This window comes from uncultured Paenibacillus sp. (assembly GCF_963515335.1).
GTDB lineage: Bacteria > Bacillota > Bacilli > Paenibacillales > Paenibacillaceae > Paenibacillus_I.
Window position 1 is genome coordinate 1 of sequence record NZ_CAUPYC010000055.1, and the last position, 16,717, is coordinate 16,717.

Sequence of the window (16,717 nt, forward strand, 5' to 3'; positions counted from 1 at the left end):
ACGCTGACCCATTTTCATCCTTCTGATGGTGCCGCGTCAGCGGCATGGTTGTCTATCTCGAAAAGATCGGGTGGGTGCAAACGAATGAACCATTTCCCAAATCGGATAAATACAGCAATCCGCATGTATCGTTGGACGGCAAGTACTGGTACGTATCTGTCGGCATCGAGCAGAAAACGGAAAAACCGGAACCGACCGGAGAAGTCATCGGCATTGATGTAGGCGTTAAGGAATTGGCCGTATGCAGCAACGGGATGATATTCAAAAACATCAACAAGTCTTCCGTCATAAGAAAGACGGAGAAGCGTTTGCGCAGGTTGCAGCGCAAGTCTTCCCGCAAATACGAAATGAACAAGGAGGGAAACCGTTTCGTCAAGACACGCAACCTTGTAAAAGTCGAAAAGTCTATCCGTTTGCTTCACCGGAAACTGACGAATATCCGTACCAATCACATTCACCAAGCAACAAGCGCGATAGCGAAAACCAAGCCGAACGCCGTTGTGTATGGAGGACTTGAATGTCATTGCGGACTTGCGATTGACCGCGGCTTGAACGCGGCTTTCAACCTATCGAAATTGGCGATCTGACACTTGAACGTTTATCGCTAATATGTAGGATTCGTTGCATCCGAATTTACGCCTGTGGAGTGTTATACCAAACGCGAGTAGCTCCGGCAAAAGCGGACACGTCGAAGCAGGAAGCAAACAAGACTTGTGCAGACTTGTACAATTTCTTGGCAACGGAACAATGAAAATCGACGTTACCGAGAAATGGCTCCCGGTCTATGAAGCGTTGGCCAGCGATGTTCGAATCCGGGTCATCCAATTGCTGGCCAAGAAAGAAATGAACATCAAGGAGCTTGCGGAAGCGGTCGGCCTCAGCAGCGCCATTATGACGATGCACGTGAAAAAGCTCGAGAAAGCGGGCATTATCCGCGCAACGATGGTTTCCAGCCGCGGCGGCGCGAAGAAGGTGTGCTCGCTCGTCACCGATTATATCGAGATCGCCTTTCCGTCGAAGGAGGAAGCAACACCGCGCGACTATCATCTGACGGAGGTATCTGTCGGCCATTATACCGATTTCGATATCGAACCGACCTGCGGCCTGGCGACGACCGAGAAGGTGATCGGCATTTTCGACGAGCCCCGTTACTTCCTCGACCCTGAGCGTGTCAACGCGAAAATATTGTGGCTCGCGCAAGGCTTCGTCGAGTATAAGGTGCCGAACTTTCTCATGAAGGGCGAAGAGCCCGTCGAGCTTGAGGTGTCGATGGAAATATCATCGGAAGCGCCGTTCGCCAACGATAATTGGCCCTCGGACATCTCGTTTATTCTCAACGGTGTCAAGGTCGGCACCTGGACGAGCCCCGGAGACTTCGGCGGCGGCAGCCGCGGCAAGTACACGCCGGATTGGTGGTGGAACGAGATCAATCAATACGGCTTGCTGAAGGTGCTCAAAATCAACCGCCAGGGCACGTTTATCGACGGCCGGCAGTTATCGGACATTACGATCGGTCAGGTGGATATCAAACGGAAGCAGTGGTCGTTCCGGATTGCGGTATTGGAGGATGCGGAAAATGTCGGGGGCCTGACGCTGTTCGGCTCCGGCTTCGGCAATTACAACCAGGACCTGCTGTTCAAGCTGTACTATGAAAAAGCCGAGCGATAAGGTCGTCGCCTCCGCACGGAACGAAAAAATGAACCAGCACCGAATGTTAACGGGTGCTGGTTCATTTTTGTATCTGTTAAGCTTTCGGAACGAGCTTGAGAACGGCGACGGATGTGATCGAACAGCCCGTCGCTGGTTTCCGCCGTACGCGCCGCAGCGAAGTAAATGTACCAGGCGCCGCTGATGAACTGTTTTTTATGTAAGAGGCGAAGTCCGCCCGTTACTCATCTTGTTCTGAACTCATGAACATAAATAGCCGTATCCCTGTCGGATACGGCCGTTTGTACCTATGTTTTTTTGATCAACCTTCGTTTATGACACGCAGCAAGGTGAACCGGTTAAGTCGAACCCGATGGGCTTCCTGCAAGCTTCGATCCGCCAACTCACGCTCCACGCCGAGCTCCTCCAGCGTTGAAGGCCCGCCGGCCGTGCGAATCAACTCCCTCAGCCGGCTTTCCCCCGGGATCCGGCTGATCGCAGCCTGAATCTCGTTCCAATGCGATTCGATCGCATGCCGCCGTTCGGCGGCACCGACCGCGGCGGGCAAGCCGCCCGTGCCGATCCGATGATACAGCGCAGCGATCAATGTGCATGCGACGCCGACCTTGGCGCCGTGAAGAAGCTGCCTGCGGCCTTCCCGCACAAACGCCATTTCCCAATAGTGAGACAAATGATGCTCGGCGCCCGATGCCGGATGTGACTGGCCGAATAAAAGCATTGCAATCCCGGATTGGATCAATGCGTCGATCAGAATCGTAACGCCTTCTTCGGTGCTCCCGCCGATCGCATCCGCGTTCTCTACACATGCCGTCAACGCTTGCTGCGTCAATTCGGCCGCTAGCGGAGAATAAGGCTCGCCGCCGGCCAAATGGCCGAACGTCCAGTCGAACAGGGACGTATATTTGCCGAGCATGTCTCCGAAGCCCGCCGCGATCAACGGCGCCGGTGCCGCGCGCAGGATCGAGATGTCCGCAAAGAGCGCGACCGGCCCGATTGCAGGCAATGTAATCTTCTCGCCGCGCACCAGAATCGGCGCTCCCTTGGAGGTAAACCCGTCGACCGACGGGGCTGTCGGTACCGATACGAACGGAATGCCGGTCGTATATGCGGCAAAACGGACGATATCATGAATCGTGCCCGATCCTGCCGCCACCGCAATATCCGCCTTCGTCCGCTGAATATCGAGAATGACCTGCATGATCGACGCTTCGTCCGCCACCACGTCGCCCTGCGCGTTCGGATTTACGATCGTCACTTCCGCCGCGAGTCCCGCAGCCTTTGCGTCACCAAGCAGACGCGCTCCGGCCGCCTCAAACGTCGTTAGGTCGCATACGATCGAGATTCGCTCGTCGCCCCTGTCCCGCAAATACGGCGCCACCTGTGCGATCGCCCCCGCCTCTACCGACAACCGTTCGGGGAACACCGATTCGTCGAGCGGCTCGTTCATGCGCTTCGCCGTATTTCTAATCGATTGCAATACATCCGTCATTAGAATTTCCCTCCGCTCCCACTTGTACTTACAAGTAACATTGTCCCTTTGCTTGCGATCATTTGTCAACACGCCGGCTCGCTGCTTTGAGAAAAATTTTTCCGATATCCTTCGAGATCAGGACACTTTTTCCGATAGGGTGAAAAAAGAGAGCCGCTGAGGTCCACACGGGACGAACGGCTCTCGCTTCTCAAACGGTTAATGTGGACGGCTACACTTTGAGTCGGATGACGTTCCAGGAAGCTTTGGCAAGCGATGCGTGCACGGTCGTACCGTCGACCGCCGCATTGCCGCCCTTATGCGGCTTGACGTTGTCGGGATTCGCTTCCGTATTGACCGCCTTCAGGTCGTCGTGCTGCAATACGATATGCTCAAGCACGCTGCAGCTACCGAAGCTCCGCAGATCGATCTCGAACGGGAGCTCGGCTTCCAGGTGACGGTTCACGGCAAACACCGTTACTTCGCCCTGTGCCTCGTTATGGACGGCGATCGTTTCTACGTACGGCACGTCCGTAATCTGCTTCGTGTCGTATTTGGGCGACGTCGCGAGCGGTACAAGCGCCTTGCCTCGGCCGTAAAGCGAGGCGTGCAGGAACGGATAAAAAATCGTTTGCCGCCACGCTCCGCCGCCACCCGACGTCATGATCGGCGCGATTACGTTCACGAGCTGTGCCAGGCAGCCGATTTTGACGCGGTCGGCATGCTTGAGCATACTGATCAGCATGCAGCCGACAAGCAGGGCATCCTCGTGGTTATAGATATCCTCAAGCTGCGGAGGTGCCTCTTGCCACGGTTCCATGACTCTGTCAGCCGCATTGGAGTGATACCAGACGTTCCACTCGTCGAACGACAGGAGCATTTTCTTCTTGCTGCGTTTCTTCGCCTTGACGTAATCGCACGTAGCGATAACGGAGCCGATGAAATCGTCCATCTCAACCGAGCGCGCCAGGAAAGTCGGCGTATCGTTCTCATGATTGCCGTAATATTGATGGAGAGACAGGTATTCGACATGATCATAGGTATGATCGAGAACAGTCGCCTCCCATTCCGCAAAGGTAGGCATGTTCCGATGGGAGCTTCCGCAGGCGACCAACTCAATGGTCGGATCGACCCATTTCATCACCTTGGCGGCCTCCAGCGACGCACGGCCGTATTCGACGGCATTCTTGTGGCCGATCTGCCACGGACCGTCCATTTCATTGCCCAGGCACCACACTTTGATATTGTGCGGCTGCTCGTAGCCGTGCTTGCGGCGAAGATCGCTCCAATAGGCGCCGCCCGGATGGTTGCTGTATTCGACGATATTGCGCGCTTCGTCCGTGCCGCGCGTGCCGAGATTGACGGCCATCATGACGTCGGTCTTCGCCTTTTTTGCCCAATCGACGAATTCGTTGAAACCGAAGGCATTGGTCTCGATGACGCGCCAAGCCAGTTCGAGCCGCCGCTTGCGGTCTTCCTTCGGACCGACCGAATCTTCCCAATTGTAACCGGAGACGAAATTACCGCCCGGGTAACGGACGATCGGCACCTTCAGCTCTTGCACGAGCTGCAGCACGTCCGTGCGGAAGCCGTGTTCATCCGCCTCCGGATGTCCCGGCTCGTAAATGCCGCCGTAAACCGCGCGCCCCAAATGCTCGATAAACGACCCGTAGAGACGGTCGTCGATTTCTCCGATCGCAAAATCCTTGTCGACAATCAATTTCGCTTTGTCAGCCATGCCTTGATTTCCTCCAGTTAATTAAAATATAAATTACATAATTAAATTATTAATATAAGTCTTACTATAAACGAATGTATACGTTTACGCAAGAGTGAATTTCTTTTTCACAGCGCATCCCTCGTTGGATAAAGGATTATCGCTTTCTCGGTTTCATTACCGCACTCCGGACGTTTCCCGATCGCGCCTACCGATTGGCAGCGGTCGAATTAATGCCGGATTCCGACGTTACTCCTAACTTTCGCTGCCTCCGCACACGTTTAATGGCGGATTCCGACGTTTTTTCTAAATTGCCCTTTTTCTCGTCTTCTGGCCGGTTTTTCCGGCTTGCAGGCTGCATCTGAGCGCCCTGCTTCCGCGACGGCACAAAAACGCCCTCACGCAGCCAATCGGCCGAATGAGGGCGTCTATACCTCTTGCATTGCACTTATTTGATAGGAGCTTTACCCCGCAAAGCCGCGGTCGATTCCCGCAAAACGAGCTCGGGCGCGAGCACGGCCCGGCGCGGACTTTCCCGGCGCGAGCCCTCCTGTTCGAGCAGCAGATCGACCGCCAGCTCGCCCATCCGGCCCGTCGGCTGCGCGACTGTCGTGAGCGGCGGGTCGGTCGCCGTCGCCAGAATCGTATTGTCGAAGCCGACGATCGACAGGTCGGCCGGAATGCGGAGGCCCCGTTCCTTGGCCGCCTGAAGCGCCCCGATTGCCAGCAGGTCGTTGCAGCAAAAGATCGCGGTCGGGCGATTGTCACCCGCCAGCCAATCGGTTGCGTTGCGCCTGCCGTCCTTCACCAGATCGGCGCCGTTGGTGCGAACGAGCGATTCATCCCATTCCAGCCCGGCTTCCTCACAGGCCTCGCGAAAGCCGCGAATGCGCTCCCGGCTGCTCACCAGCTTGGCGCTTTCGGCGAGCACGGCGATCCGTTTGTGCCCGAGACCGGCCAAATGGCCGCCGGCCAGGTAGCCGCCGGCATAATCGTCGATGACGACCGTGTCGACGTTCAGACCAGGAAGCTCCCGCGCGACGAGCACGACCGGCATCGACTTGCGAAGAACCGGCTGCAGCATGTCGCGGTGGTCCATCCCCGTGCCGACAATGATGCCGTCGACGCTTTTCTGCTGAAGAACCGACAAATACCGCTCCACCCGCTCGTCGTTGTTGTCCGTGCTGCAGATGAAGATCGAATAGCCGAGCTGATGCCCTCGATCCTCCACCGCCCGCGCAATTTCGGCAAAAAAGGGATTCGATATATCCGGGATCAGCAGGCCGAACGTGTACGTCTTTTTGCCCGTCAACGCGGCGGCGATTACGCTCGGCTTGTAATCGAGCCTCTCCATAACGGCAAATATCTCATTCCGCCGCTCCTCGCTGATTTTGCCCTTGCCGTTGATGACCTGGGAGACGGCGGCGATCGAAACGCCGGCCTCCCGCGCCACATCGTATATGGTTGCCTTCATCGCGACCACCGCCTCTTCCACTGTCTCGGAGGATCCATGCGCCCCGCCCGGGAATCCGTTGTCTTTTCATTATGAATAGACGGCCTGGAAGTTGCAACCTCACATTCCCGTTCACGCCGTTTACGTTGCATTTACGTCTGCGTTTGCGCCTTACGTTTGCGTTTACGTCGTTTGCGTTTGCGGCTTCGTCATGATCCACGCATGATCGGGATCGTTATGGAACTTCCACACCCGGCGAGGACCGGCCATCACGTTCAAATAATAACAATCGTATCCGGGCGGCGCGGACACGGGATGGTAGCCTTTAGGCACCAGCACGGCCTCGCCGTCCTTCACAACAAGCGTTTCGTCGAGCGAGCGGTCGTCGGTGTATACCCGCTGCACGGCGAAGCCCCGCTCCGGCTGCACACGGAAATAATACGTCTCCTCCAGCAGCGATTCGTCCGGCAGCGCGTCGCGGTCATGCTTGTGGGGCGGATAGCTCGACCAATGGCCGTTCGGGGTGAACACCTCGACGACCAGCAGGCTGTCGGCCGGTTCCGTCTCGGGCAGAATGTTATGGATCTGACGTTCGATATTGCCGTATCCCCGCGTCTCGACGCCGACATGCTCGGGCGCAATCAAGCGCGCCTCATGGTTTCCGAGCCCCGGCGCCTCGCAGACCGCCAGCTCGACGGCCGTCAATGCCGCCACTTCATACTCATCGTCGTTCGGCACGTATACGGAGTAAGGCGGCGTCCGTTCGAACACGCTCATCCGCTGCCCGATGCCCTTCCACTCGCGCCGCTTCGTCCGGACGTCCGCTCTGCCGCTCAGCAGCATGAGACAAACCTCGTTGCCGCCCGTTGTCTGACCGAACGCATGCCCCTCTTCGAGCCTGACGACGCGGAACCCGACATAAGTCCAGCCCGCGGACTCCGGCGTAATATGCAGCAGCGTCCCGTCCGCGCCGGGCGTCCGTTCCGGCTTTACAATCAATTCGGCCACAATGCCTTCCCCCTCCTAAAATGTTCCCGCCGGCTGCGCGGCCGCCAGCTCGACCGCTTCCGCGATTTTGACCGGACGTCCGAGATGCAGCGACAGCTTCGCGGCCAGCGCGATCCGTTCGGCCTGCATGCCGTCGCTGCCGTCAACCGGCAGCGGCTCACCGTGCAGCACGCTGCGCACGAACATGCGGGTCTCCTCGACATAAGCCTCGTTGTAGCGCTCCAGGAAAAAATGCAGCGGCTTGTCGCGCATAATGCCTTCGGCCGTGCTGATCTCCGCCGTGTTCGGATGATCGTTCGACACGGCCGCGCTGCCCTTGGAGCCGAACACCTCGATGCGCTGGTCGTAGCCGTAAACCGCCTTGCGGCTGTTCTCGATGACGCCGAGCGCGCCGTTTGCGAATTTCAGCGTGACGATCGCCGTGTCCACATCGCCGTATTGAGCGAACACCGGATCGATCAGCACGCCGCCCTGCGCATATACTTCCTCGATCTCGCTGCCGGACAGGAAGCGGGCGATATCGAAATCGTGAATCATCATATCCATGAAAAGCCCGCCCGACACCTTGATGTATTCCGGGCTCGGCGGATTCGGGTCGCGCGAAGTAATGCGCACGATATGCGGATCACCGATCGTTCCGGCCTGCACATGCTCGCGCAGCCGCTTGAAGTTATGGTCGAAGCGGCGGTTGAAGCCGATCTGCAGCTTGACGCCCGCCTTGCGGACCGCCTCGATCGCTTCCTCCGTCTGCCGGATGTCCATGCTGACCGGCTTCTCGCAGAAAATATGCTTGTCCGCCTGCGCCGCCTGCTTGATCAGCGGCACGTGCGTATCCGTTGTCGAGCACACAAAGACGGCGTCGATGTTCGGGTTGCCGATAATCTCATTGCTGTCCTTCGTTACCGTTCCGATGCCGCGCTCCGCCGCCCAGGCTTCCAGCTCAGGGCCTGCGAACAGGTCGCTGACCGCGACGATTTGCGCTTCCGGAAGACGAAGCAAATTGTCGGCGTGAATTTTGCCGATGCGGCCCGCGCCGATGATTCCGATTCTGAGTTTCTCCATTAGCTCCTGCCTCCCGCTTTATCCTGCTTTATGTGTGCTGCCGAACAATCGCATTTTTTCCTTGACCGCCGCTTTGACGGCCTCCCGCGCCGGTCCCAGATAGCTCCGCGGATCGTATGCCGCCGAATGCTCCTCCAGGTAAGCCCGGATTGCCGCCGTGCAGGACATCTGGTTATCGGTGTTGACGTTGATCTTGGCCGTGCCGAGCGAGATCGCCTGCCGGATTTCCTCGTCCGGAAGCCCGCTTCCGCCGTGCAGCACGAGCGGCAGGCCGGTCAGCCGCCGGATTTCCCCCATCCGGTCGAAGCCGAGCTTCGGCTGCCCGCGGTACGGCCCATGAACCGAGCCGAGCGCGGGAGCCAGACAGTCGATGCCCGTCTGGCGCACCAGCCGCACGCACTCCTCCGGGACGGCGTACATACCATCGGCCTCGTCGACGACCAGATCGTCCTCGCGCCCGGTAATGCGGCCGAGCTCCGCCTCGACCGAGGCGCCCAGCACATGCGCCGCCTCCGTCACCTTCCGCGTGATCACAATGTTCTCCTCCAGCGGATGGTGGGATGCGTCGATCATGACGGAGGTGAACCCCGCCTTCAGCGCCCGGATGCAGACTTCGTAGGTCGAGCCGTGATCGAGATGCAAAGCGACCGGCACCGTAATGCCGTAATGGTCGATCAGCGCGTTCACCATGCCCGCGATGCACGGCAGCCCGCCCATATACGGGATGTAAGCCTCGCTGACGCCGAGTATGACCGGCGACCCTTCCTCCTCCGCCGCCTGCAGAATCGCCTGCGTAAACTCCAGATTATTCAGGTTGAACTGGCCGACGGCGTAACCGCCCGCCGCCGCCTCGTTCAGCATTTCCGTCATGGACACCAGCGCCATGAACCCTTCCACTCCTTCGGCCTTATGACCCGAACCGGCTGATTACCAGCGCGCGGTGACCATTTTTTTACGGGTATAAAATTCAACGCCGTCCGTGCCGTTCGCATGCAGATCGCCGTAGAACGACTTTTTCCAGCCCGAGAACGGGAAGAATGCCATCGGCGCGGGCACGCCCAGGTTGACGCCGAGCATGCCGGCATCGATCGTTTCGCGGAACTGCCGGACCGCGCTGCCGCTCTTGGTAAAGATGCATGCGCCGTTCGCGAAGTCGGAACGGTTCGAGATTTCGATCGCTTCCTCCAACGAATCGGCGCGCACGACCGACAGCACCGGCGCGAAAATCTCGTCCTTCCAGATCGCCATATCCGTCCCGACACCGTCAAAAATCGTCGGCCCGACGAAGTAGCCGCTGCCGTCGCATGCGGCGTCCTTGCGGCCGTCACGCAGCAGCAGCGCGCCCTCGCGCTCGCCGGTTTCGATGTACATCACCGTCCGATCCTTATGCGGTCCGCGGATAACGGGGCCCAGGAATACGCCCTCCTCCGCTCCGTTGCCGATCGTGATCCGGTCGGCCGCTTCCTTCAGCTTGGCAACCAACCCGTCGCCGATTTCCCCGACCGCGACCACCACCGAACAGGCCATGCAGCGCTCGCCGGCCGAGCCGAAGGCGGCGTTGATAATTTCCTTCACCGTCAGGTTCAGATCGGCGTCCGGCATGACGATCGAGTGATTTTTGGCGCCGGCCAGCGCCTGCACCCTTTTGCCGTGGGCGGAAGCGGTTTTGTACACATACTCCGCCACCGGCTGCGAGCCGACGAACGACACCGCCCGGATGTCCGGATGCTCGAGAATGCCGTTCACCACGTCATGCGCCCCGTGCACGATATTCAGCACGCCGTCCGGCAGCCCGGCTTCCTTGAACAGCTCGGCCAGCCGGTTCGCGAGCAGCGGCGTCCGCTCCGAAGGCTTCAGCACGAACGTGTTGCCGCAGGCGATCGCGAGCGGGAACATCCAGCAAGGCACCATCATCGGGAAATTGAACGGCGTAATGCCGGCTACGACGCCGACCGGATAACGGTACATGCCGGATTCGAGGTTGGAGGCGATGTCGGGCAGCTGCTTGCCCATCATCAGGCTGGGCGCGCCCGCGGCGAACTCGACGCATTCGATGCCGCGCTGCACTTCGCCGTACGCTTCGCCGTAGCTTTTGCCGTTCTCCTGCGTGATCAGCCTCGCGAGCTCTTCCCATTGGTCGACGAGCAACTGCTGGTACTTGAACAGGATGCGCGCGCGCTTCGGCACCGGCGTGCGGCTCCAGGACGTGAAAGCCTTCCTGGCGTTTTGCACCGCGCGGTCGACATCGGCCTTCGAGGACAAAGGCACCTCCGCGATCACCTCCTCCGTCGCCGGATTGTACACCGGATCCGTTGCGGTTGCGGACGACGCCGTCCATTCGCCGCCGATCCAATTTCTCAACACTGTAGCCATCGTAAAATGTTCCCCTTTCATTCCGATCCCGTCTGTTCGGGTCAGGATACCGTAATTTCACCGCGCTCGCAGCGGGCGATATAGTCGTGCACCACGTCCGCGGTCGGCATGGCGTCCGAGCAGCTGTGGCTCGAAATAACGATGCAGGCGGAGGCGCTGCCGAACGACATGCTGTCCTCGAGCGGCCAGCCCTCCATGACGCCGTACAGGAAGCCGGCCGCGTAAGAGTCGCCGGCGCCGAACGTTTTGACCACCTTGGCCGGATAGCTGTTCGCGCGGTGCTGCTTCCCGTCCCTGGTGTAAGCGATCGAGCCTTCCTTGCCGTGCTTGATAATGACGATCTGAGCGCTGTAATCGAACCACTTGTTCGCCGTCACGCTGTCGCTCCGGTCCGGATTGCGGTCGAACACCTCCATCATGTCGAACTCCTCGCGCGTGCCGAGAATAATGTCGCACTTCTCGGCGGCCAGGTTGTAGTAAACCGCCGTCTCCTCGTCCGACTTCCAGGTATAAGCCCGGTAGTCGAGGTCGAACGCGACGACCGTGCCGTGCCGCTTGGCGTAGTGCAGCGCCTGGAACACCGCTTCGCGCGACGGGCTCTGCGCCAGCGCCGTCCCGGAGATGAGCAGCATTTTCGCGTTCGCGACCAGCTCTTCGCTTACCTCGCCGGGCGTCAGCTTCAAGTCCGCGACATTGTCGCGGTACATGAGAATGCTGCAGTCCGTCGGGCTTTTGATTTCAGTGAACGCCAGGCCCGTCACCGCGCCGGTCCGGTCCGTCACGACGTTCGACGTATCGATGCCGTCGCGGCGCAGATAATCCGCGATGAAGCGGCCCATCTGGTCGTCGGCGATTTTGCCGATGAAGGCGGTCTTCTTCCCGAGCCGCGACAGCCCGATCGTAATGTTGGCCGGCGAGCCGCCGACATATTTGGTGAACGTCGACGTTTCCTCCATCGGACGGTTGATTTCGTTCGCGTTCAGGTCGATGCACAGCCGTCCGATCGCCACAAAATCGATGGGCCTGTGCTGCGGGAATTGGACATAGGTCATGTCGCGTTACCTTCTTTCCTTCGTGATAAGCGATTCGATGTAAATAAGCGCGTTGCGGGCGTATTCATAGGCCGGATGCTCGGCCGGATCCTGCTCGCCCTCGAGCATCGCCCAGCCGTCGTAGCCCCGTTCGACCAGCTCCCGGAAAATCGGGGCGAAGTCGATGCAGCCGTCTCCGGGTACCGTGAACACGCCTTTGCGGATGCAGGTGACGAAATCGGCGTTCTCCGCGCGGGCCTCTTGCAGCACCTGCGGACGGATATCCTTCAAATGCACGTAAGCGACACGATCGTAATGCTTGCGCAAAACGGCGACCGGATCGGCGCCGCCGTAATACGCGTGCCCCGAGTCGAACAGCAGGTAAACCAGCTCCGGATCGGTCTTCGCCATGAGCCGGTCGATCTCCTCCGGCCGCTCCACCACCGTCCCGCCGTGATGATGATATGTCAGCTTCAAGCCGTACTCGCGGGCGATCGCGCCGGCCGCGTTCAGCCCTTCGGCCAGGCTCGCCCAGCTCGCCTCGTCGAGCCTGAGCACTTCCTTCTCGTTCGGCGTGCGCCGCGGATCGAAGTGAAGCGAGCCTCCGACCTCGCAAGTACTGATGACGGTGCTGCCCATTTCGCGCAAAAACTCGACATGCTTGCGGTACGCCCGCAGCTCCTCTTCCCGGCAGGCCGGATCGGAGAAAAGCACCGATTTCCACTGGGAGGTCAGCTGAATGCCGCGCTTGCCCAGCTCCGCCTTCAGGACGGCCGGATCGGTCGGATATTTGCGCCCCATCTCCGTGCCGGTCAGGCCCAATCGCCGGATGTCGTCCACGATCTGCTCGAACGTCGTGTCGGCGCCGTGCTCCCGAACGTCCTCTCCGATCCAGTTGATCGGATGAATGCCGAGCTTGAAAGGAAGTTGTTCCATTGTCATTCGTCCTGTTCCCCTCTCTTAACGCAAGCTGACGGCGCTTATCCGCTCCTGCATCTCGACGCCCGCCTTTACGACCTTCTCGCTGACGGACACCTGCGGCACGCCGACGTTCCACCACGATTCATAACCCGACGTATTCGTGCCGGCCAATACCGGAATTTCGATCAGCGTCGTGACCGTTTCGCCGCGCGCCCGCCGGATCGCCTCCGCCAGCTGCTCCGCGTTCTCCGCCTTGTAGGCCTTCGCTCCCAGACTGCGCGCATGAGCCGCAAAATCGATCGGCAGATAGCCGCCGGTCAGCCGGCCCGTCTCCTGCGAGCGGTAGCGGAACTCGTTGCCGAAGCCGTCGCTGCCGTGTCCGCGCTGCAGGTTGTGAATGCATTGAAATCCGTGGTTGTCGAACAGAAGAATTGTAATTTTGCGGCCTTCCTGCAGGCTGGTAACCAGCTCGGAATGCAGCATCAGGTAGCTGCCGTCGCCGACGATCGCGTACACTTCGCGGTCCGGCTCGGCCAGAGCGGCGCCGAACGCGCCCGAAATCTCATAGCCCATGCAGGAGAAGCCGTATTCCATGTGGTACGTCTTCGGCTGCTCCGGTCTCCACAAGCGGTGCAGGTCGCCGGGAAGGCTGCCCGCGGCGCATACGACGACGGCCGACGGGTCGATCGCCTCCTGGATGGCGCCGAGCGCGCGCGTTTGCGAGAAGCCGGCTTCGTGCTCCTCGGTATACAGGCGGTCGACCTCGTCTTCCCATTGCTTGCGCAACGCCTTGATCTGCGCGTCGTCATGCCCGCTCTTGTAAGAAACGTCCGCCAGCGCGGCATGCAGCGCCTTCAAGCCTTCTCGGGCGTCCGCCGTCAGCGCGGCGCCGTTCAGCTTCGACGAGTCAAACGCGCACACGTTAATGTTCAGGAACTGCACTTCCGGATGGCCGAACGCCGATTTGGACGATGTCGTAAAATCGGAGTAGCGCGTGCCGACGCCGATGATCAGGTCCGCCTCCCGCGCCAACAGGTTGGCGGCAAGCGTGCCGGTCACGCCGATTGCGCCGACGTTCAACGGGTGATTCCACGGCAGCGAGCTTTTGCCCGCCTGCGTCTCCGCAACCGGAATGTTGAACGCCTCCGCGAACGCGGCCAGCTCGGCCGTCGCTTCGGCGTAAAGCACCCCGCCGCCGGCGATGATGAGCGGCTTCCGCTTGCCGGCAGCCAGCCCGGCCGCGCGCGCCAGCGCGCTGGGCGCCGGAGGACGGCGGTCCAGGTAATGCACTTTTTTGTCAAAGAACGAAACCGGATAATCGTACGCTTCGGCCTGCACATCCTGCGGCAGCGCCAGCGTGACCGCCCCGGTCTCGGCCGGGTCCGCAAGCACCCTCATCGCCTGCGGCGCCGCCGTCAGCAGCTGCTCGGGCCGGACGATCCGGTCCCAGTATTTGCTGACCGGCTTGAACGGGTCGGTTGCCGAAATCGTGTAGTCGCTCGTTACCTCCAGCTGCTGCAGAACCGGGTCCGGCTGCCGCGAGGCGAAGTTATCGCCGGGAAGCAGCAGGACGGGGATCCGGTTCACCGTCGCCGTCGCGGCCGCGGTCACCATATTGAGCGCGCCCGGCCCGATCGATGTCGTACAGGCGAAAATCCGCTTCCGGTTGCTTTGCTTCGCATAGGCGGCCGCCGCATGCACGATGCCTTGCTCGTTCTTGCCCTGGATGAAAACCAAACTGCCCGCGCTGCGCTCCAGCGCCTCTCCGAGGCCGGTCACATTCCCGTGACCGAAAATCCCCATGACGCCCTGCACGAATTTCGTCTCCACGCCGTCCACGGATACATATTGCGCATCCAGAAACCGCAGCAGCGCTTGCGCCATCGTCAATCGAACCGTCTTCATAACCGTACCCAGGCCTCCTTCAAAATGCTTTGTTTATTTCATCAGGTTAAGCGCTGTACCCAATGTGACAATAAAAATGCTTTCTGACCGGAAGCATTGGGGGTTAAGCGCTTTATCTATGGTTCGATCGTACACCAAACGCCTGTATTTGGCAACGATTTTTTGAAGCGCTTTCCCCCACGCAGCCGGCTGCGACAAAGGCCGCTAACGCCGCGGCCGTTATCGCACGGTTGCCGGCAAACCGGTCACGTCCCCGTCTCCTCCGAAAAGACGCTCATGGAAGGCCGCGCCACGGATGAGCGTTCAACGAGCTCGGGCAGCATCACGATTTTGCGTCTTGCGGACGAGGGCTCCTTCAATTTGTTCAAAAGAAGGTCGACCGCCATCCGTCCCATCTCCCGCATCGGCTGCGCGATCGTGGTCAACGGCGGATATACCGCCGTCGCGCGGCTCGTGTTATCGAAGCCGATAACCGATAAAGCATCTGGTACGGAAATCCGGCGCTCGTTCGCCGCCTGGATGGCCGCCGCGGCCAATTGATCGTTGCATGCGAAAACGGCCGTTATGCCCGAATGTCGGTCGAGCAGCCCGCCCACCGCCAGCGCCGCCTGCTCCGCGCGGCCGCCGCCGACCCGGACGACAAGCTCCGGCTTGAAGGACAATGACGCCTCCTCCAGCGCCGCCCGGTATCCGCGGATTCGCTCGTTGCTGCTCGTGACGCTTTTCTCCTCGGCGATGATGGCGATGCGGCGGTGCCCCTTCGCCAGCAAATGATGAACCGCGATTCGGCCGCCCAGAAAATCGTCGACCAGCACGGAATCAATCGCCAAAGTCGGAATATCCCGCGACAGCAGCACGACAGGCACCTTCCTCATCAATTCCGCGATAATCTCGCCGTTCACGAGACCGGTGGCGAAAATCACGCCGTCCACCCGGTTATGCCGCAGCATCGCGATGCTACGTTCCGTCCGTTCCGGCAAATGATCCGTACTGCACACGATTGTGCCGAACCCCTCCTCATAAGCGCGTTCCTCGATATGACGGGCGATTTCGGCAAAGAACGGATTGGTCAGATCAGGCAAAATAATCCCCAGCGTTTGCGCGGAATCGAACCTGTCGGCAGCGTCATGGGAAGCTTTTTTTTGCCGTTCCGGCTGGGCCTTGAGCGGTCCGTATTTTCTATACACTCTGCGACAACCGCCTTCCTCGATCGACCTGTTGTTATCCGGCTGCGAGCCGGCTGGGGCTTACGTCGTCAGTGGCTCCGGAAAATGACTGCGGACAACCCGTTCGGTCGTCTCCTTGCCGGTCTTGATCGTCCGCTCGGCCTCCCAGCCCCAATATTCGGGACGGAACAGTTCGACCGACACCATCTCCGAGTAACCCAGTTCCTTCAAGGTCGTCAAAATCGCTTCCAGATCGACCGCGCCATGGCCCGGCCATACCCGATGATGGTCGCGCAGCGCGCCCGCCGGCAAATCCTCGCAATCGTCGATGTGGAAAATGAAAATTTTGCCGGGATCGGCCGCCCTCAAATCCTCCAGCCTGGAGTTCATCGCATGGAAATGGAAGCAGTCCAGCACGATGCCGACGTTGTCCCGGTTTGCGGCTTTCACGATATCGTATGCCTGGCCGAACGTGTTGACCGAGCAATTCGGATAGCCGACGAACTCAAACGCCAAACCGACCCCATGCGGCTCCGCCATATCCGCCAATTCGTGAAGGACGCGCACCGTTTCCGTCTTGATCTCCTCGCGCGTATAGTCGCCGATGTCGAAGGTAGGCACGACGACGATTTTTTTGCAGCCGATCACATTGCCGATGCCGCACAGAAAGTTCAGGTCCTCCTTGATTTGACGGAAGCCCGCCTCGTCCCTGAAATTGATATATTCCAAGGCGTTGAAGGCGTAAGGCTTGATAGGGCTGCGGTCGAAAAAGTCTTTCAATTCCGAGACCGAACGGGTCGCCAAATACTCCTTCAGCTTGTCGAGCCGGATCTCGATGTAATCGTAGCCGTGCTTCTCGCACAAGGCCAGATCGGTTTCCAGATTCGAATTGTTCAGGGTCGTGGCCTGATTAAAAGCAATTTTCATCGGTTTCTCCTCCGCTTG

General features: G+C 59.6%; 14 protein-coding genes. 2 read left to right on the forward strand and 12 right to left on the reverse strand.

Features of this window, described 5'->3' with window-relative positions:
* Positions 1-44 precede the first annotated feature (44 nt).
* Positions 45-587: an RNA-guided endonuclease TnpB family protein gene (locus RWM61_RS15455; protein ID WP_399538774.1), complete on the forward strand. Its 543-nt coding sequence runs from the start codon at positions 45-47 to the stop codon at positions 585-587.
* A 160-nt stretch (positions 588-747) separates the two neighbouring features.
* The gene (locus RWM61_RS15460) at positions 748-1,668 is read left to right on the forward strand and encodes a helix-turn-helix domain-containing protein (protein WP_314002405.1); all 921 of its coding nucleotides are present in this window, start codon (positions 748-750) and stop codon (positions 1,666-1,668) included.
* Between the two features lie 301 nt (positions 1,669-1,969).
* On the opposite strand, the gene RWM61_RS15465 is transcribed toward RWM61_RS15460, so the two are convergent.
* The 12 genes from RWM61_RS15465 to RWM61_RS15520 all read right to left on the reverse strand — a co-directional run bounded on the left by RWM61_RS15465 (position 1,970) and on the right by RWM61_RS15520 (position 16,699).
* Positions 1,970-3,157: a sn-glycerol-1-phosphate dehydrogenase gene (locus tag RWM61_RS15465; RefSeq protein ID WP_314002369.1), complete on the reverse strand. Its 1,188-nt coding sequence runs from the start codon at positions 3,155-3,157 to the stop codon at positions 1,970-1,972.
* A gap of 211 nt (positions 3,158-3,368) precedes the next feature.
* Entirely contained in the window at positions 3,369-4,874 is a 1,506-nt protein-coding gene (locus RWM61_RS15470) for an alpha-N-arabinofuranosidase (RefSeq protein ID WP_314002371.1), read from the reverse strand.
* Between the two features lie 427 nt (positions 4,875-5,301).
* A complete protein-coding gene (locus tag RWM61_RS15475) occupies positions 5,302-6,327 on the reverse strand; it encodes a LacI family DNA-binding transcriptional regulator (protein ID WP_314002373.1) in 1,026 nt (341 codons plus the stop codon).
* Between the two features lie 162 nt (positions 6,328-6,489).
* Positions 6,490-7,314 carry a 5-deoxy-glucuronate isomerase gene (gene iolB, locus RWM61_RS15480; RefSeq protein WP_314002375.1) on the reverse strand — a complete coding sequence of 275 codons (825 nt, stop codon included), beginning with the start codon at positions 7,312-7,314 and terminating at the stop codon, positions 6,490-6,492.
* 15 nt (positions 7,315-7,329) lie between these two features.
* Positions 7,330-8,376 (reverse strand): inositol 2-dehydrogenase, encoded by a 1,047-nt coding sequence (iolG, locus tag RWM61_RS15485; protein ID WP_314002377.1) that lies wholly within the window; start codon positions 8,374-8,376, stop codon positions 7,330-7,332.
* 18 nt (positions 8,377-8,394) lie between these two features.
* Complete coding sequence (gene fba, locus RWM61_RS15490; RefSeq protein ID WP_314002379.1) at positions 8,395-9,261, reverse strand: class II fructose-1,6-bisphosphate aldolase; 867 nt, start codon at positions 9,259-9,261, stop codon at positions 8,395-8,397.
* A gap of 42 nt (positions 9,262-9,303) precedes the next feature.
* Positions 9,304-10,749, reverse strand: coding sequence for a CoA-acylating methylmalonate-semialdehyde dehydrogenase (locus tag RWM61_RS15495; RefSeq protein ID WP_314002381.1), 1,446 nt, complete (start codon positions 10,747-10,749; stop codon positions 9,304-9,306).
* Positions 10,750-10,790: 41 nt separating this feature from the next.
* The gene (iolC, locus tag RWM61_RS15500) at positions 10,791-11,801 is read right to left on the reverse strand and encodes a 5-dehydro-2-deoxygluconokinase (RefSeq protein ID WP_314002383.1); all 1,011 of its coding nucleotides are present in this window, start codon (positions 11,799-11,801) and stop codon (positions 10,791-10,793) included.
* Positions 11,802-11,807: 6 nt separating this feature from the next.
* A complete protein-coding gene (gene iolE, locus RWM61_RS15505) occupies positions 11,808-12,716 on the reverse strand; it encodes a myo-inosose-2 dehydratase (RefSeq protein ID WP_314002407.1) in 909 nt (302 codons plus the stop codon).
* Positions 12,717-12,740: 24 nt separating this feature from the next.
* On the reverse strand, positions 12,741-14,606 hold the full coding sequence (gene iolD / locus RWM61_RS15510; RefSeq protein WP_314002385.1) for a 3D-(3,5/4)-trihydroxycyclohexane-1,2-dione acylhydrolase (decyclizing): 1,866 nt from the start codon (positions 14,604-14,606) through the stop codon (positions 12,741-12,743).
* Positions 14,607-14,851: 245 nt separating this feature from the next.
* On the reverse strand, positions 14,852-15,793 hold the full coding sequence (locus RWM61_RS15515; RefSeq protein ID WP_314002387.1) for a substrate-binding domain-containing protein: 942 nt from the start codon (positions 15,791-15,793) through the stop codon (positions 14,852-14,854).
* A gap of 60 nt (positions 15,794-15,853) precedes the next feature.
* A complete protein-coding gene (locus RWM61_RS15520) occupies positions 15,854-16,699 on the reverse strand; it encodes a sugar phosphate isomerase/epimerase (RefSeq protein WP_314002389.1) in 846 nt (281 codons plus the stop codon).
* Positions 16,700-16,717: the final 18 nt, after the last annotated feature.

Excerpts from the sequence above, each read along its gene's own strand:
- RWM61_RS15475 (WP_314002373.1), bottom strand. The coding sequence starts at position 6,327 with ATGAAGGCAACCATATACGATGTGGCGCGGGAGGCCGGCGTTTCGATC.
- RWM61_RS15520 (WP_314002389.1), bottom strand. The coding sequence starts at position 16,699 with ATGAAAATTGCTTTTAATCAGGCCACGACCCTGAACAATTCGAATCTG.
- RWM61_RS15470 (WP_314002371.1), bottom strand. The coding sequence starts at position 4,874 with ATGGCTGACAAAGCGAAATTGATTGTCGACAAGGATTTTGCGATCGGA.
- RWM61_RS15455 (WP_399538774.1), top strand. The coding sequence starts at position 45 with ATGGTTGTCTATCTCGAAAAGATCGGGTGGGTGCAAACGAATGAACCA.
- iolG (WP_314002377.1), bottom strand. The coding sequence starts at position 8,376 with ATGGAGAAACTCAGAATCGGAATCATCGGCGCGGGCCGCATCGGCAAA.
- iolC (WP_314002383.1), bottom strand. The coding sequence starts at position 11,801 with ATGACCTATGTCCAATTCCCGCAGCACAGGCCCATCGATTTTGTGGCG.
- RWM61_RS15460 (WP_314002405.1), top strand. The coding sequence starts at position 748 with ATGAAAATCGACGTTACCGAGAAATGGCTCCCGGTCTATGAAGCGTTG.
- RWM61_RS15495 (WP_314002381.1), bottom strand. The coding sequence starts at position 10,749 with ATGGCTACAGTGTTGAGAAATTGGATCGGCGGCGAATGGACGGCGTCG.
- iolD (WP_314002385.1), bottom strand. The coding sequence starts at position 14,606 with ATGAAGACGGTTCGATTGACGATGGCGCAAGCGCTGCTGCGGTTTCTG.
- iolE (WP_314002407.1), bottom strand. The coding sequence starts at position 12,716 with ATGGAACAACTTCCTTTCAAGCTCGGCATTCATCCGATCAACTGGATC.
- RWM61_RS15465 (WP_314002369.1), bottom strand. The coding sequence starts at position 3,157 with ATGACGGATGTATTGCAATCGATTAGAAATACGGCGAAGCGCATGAAC.
- fba (WP_314002379.1), bottom strand. The coding sequence starts at position 9,261 with ATGGCGCTGGTGTCCATGACGGAAATGCTGAACGAGGCGGCGGCGGGC.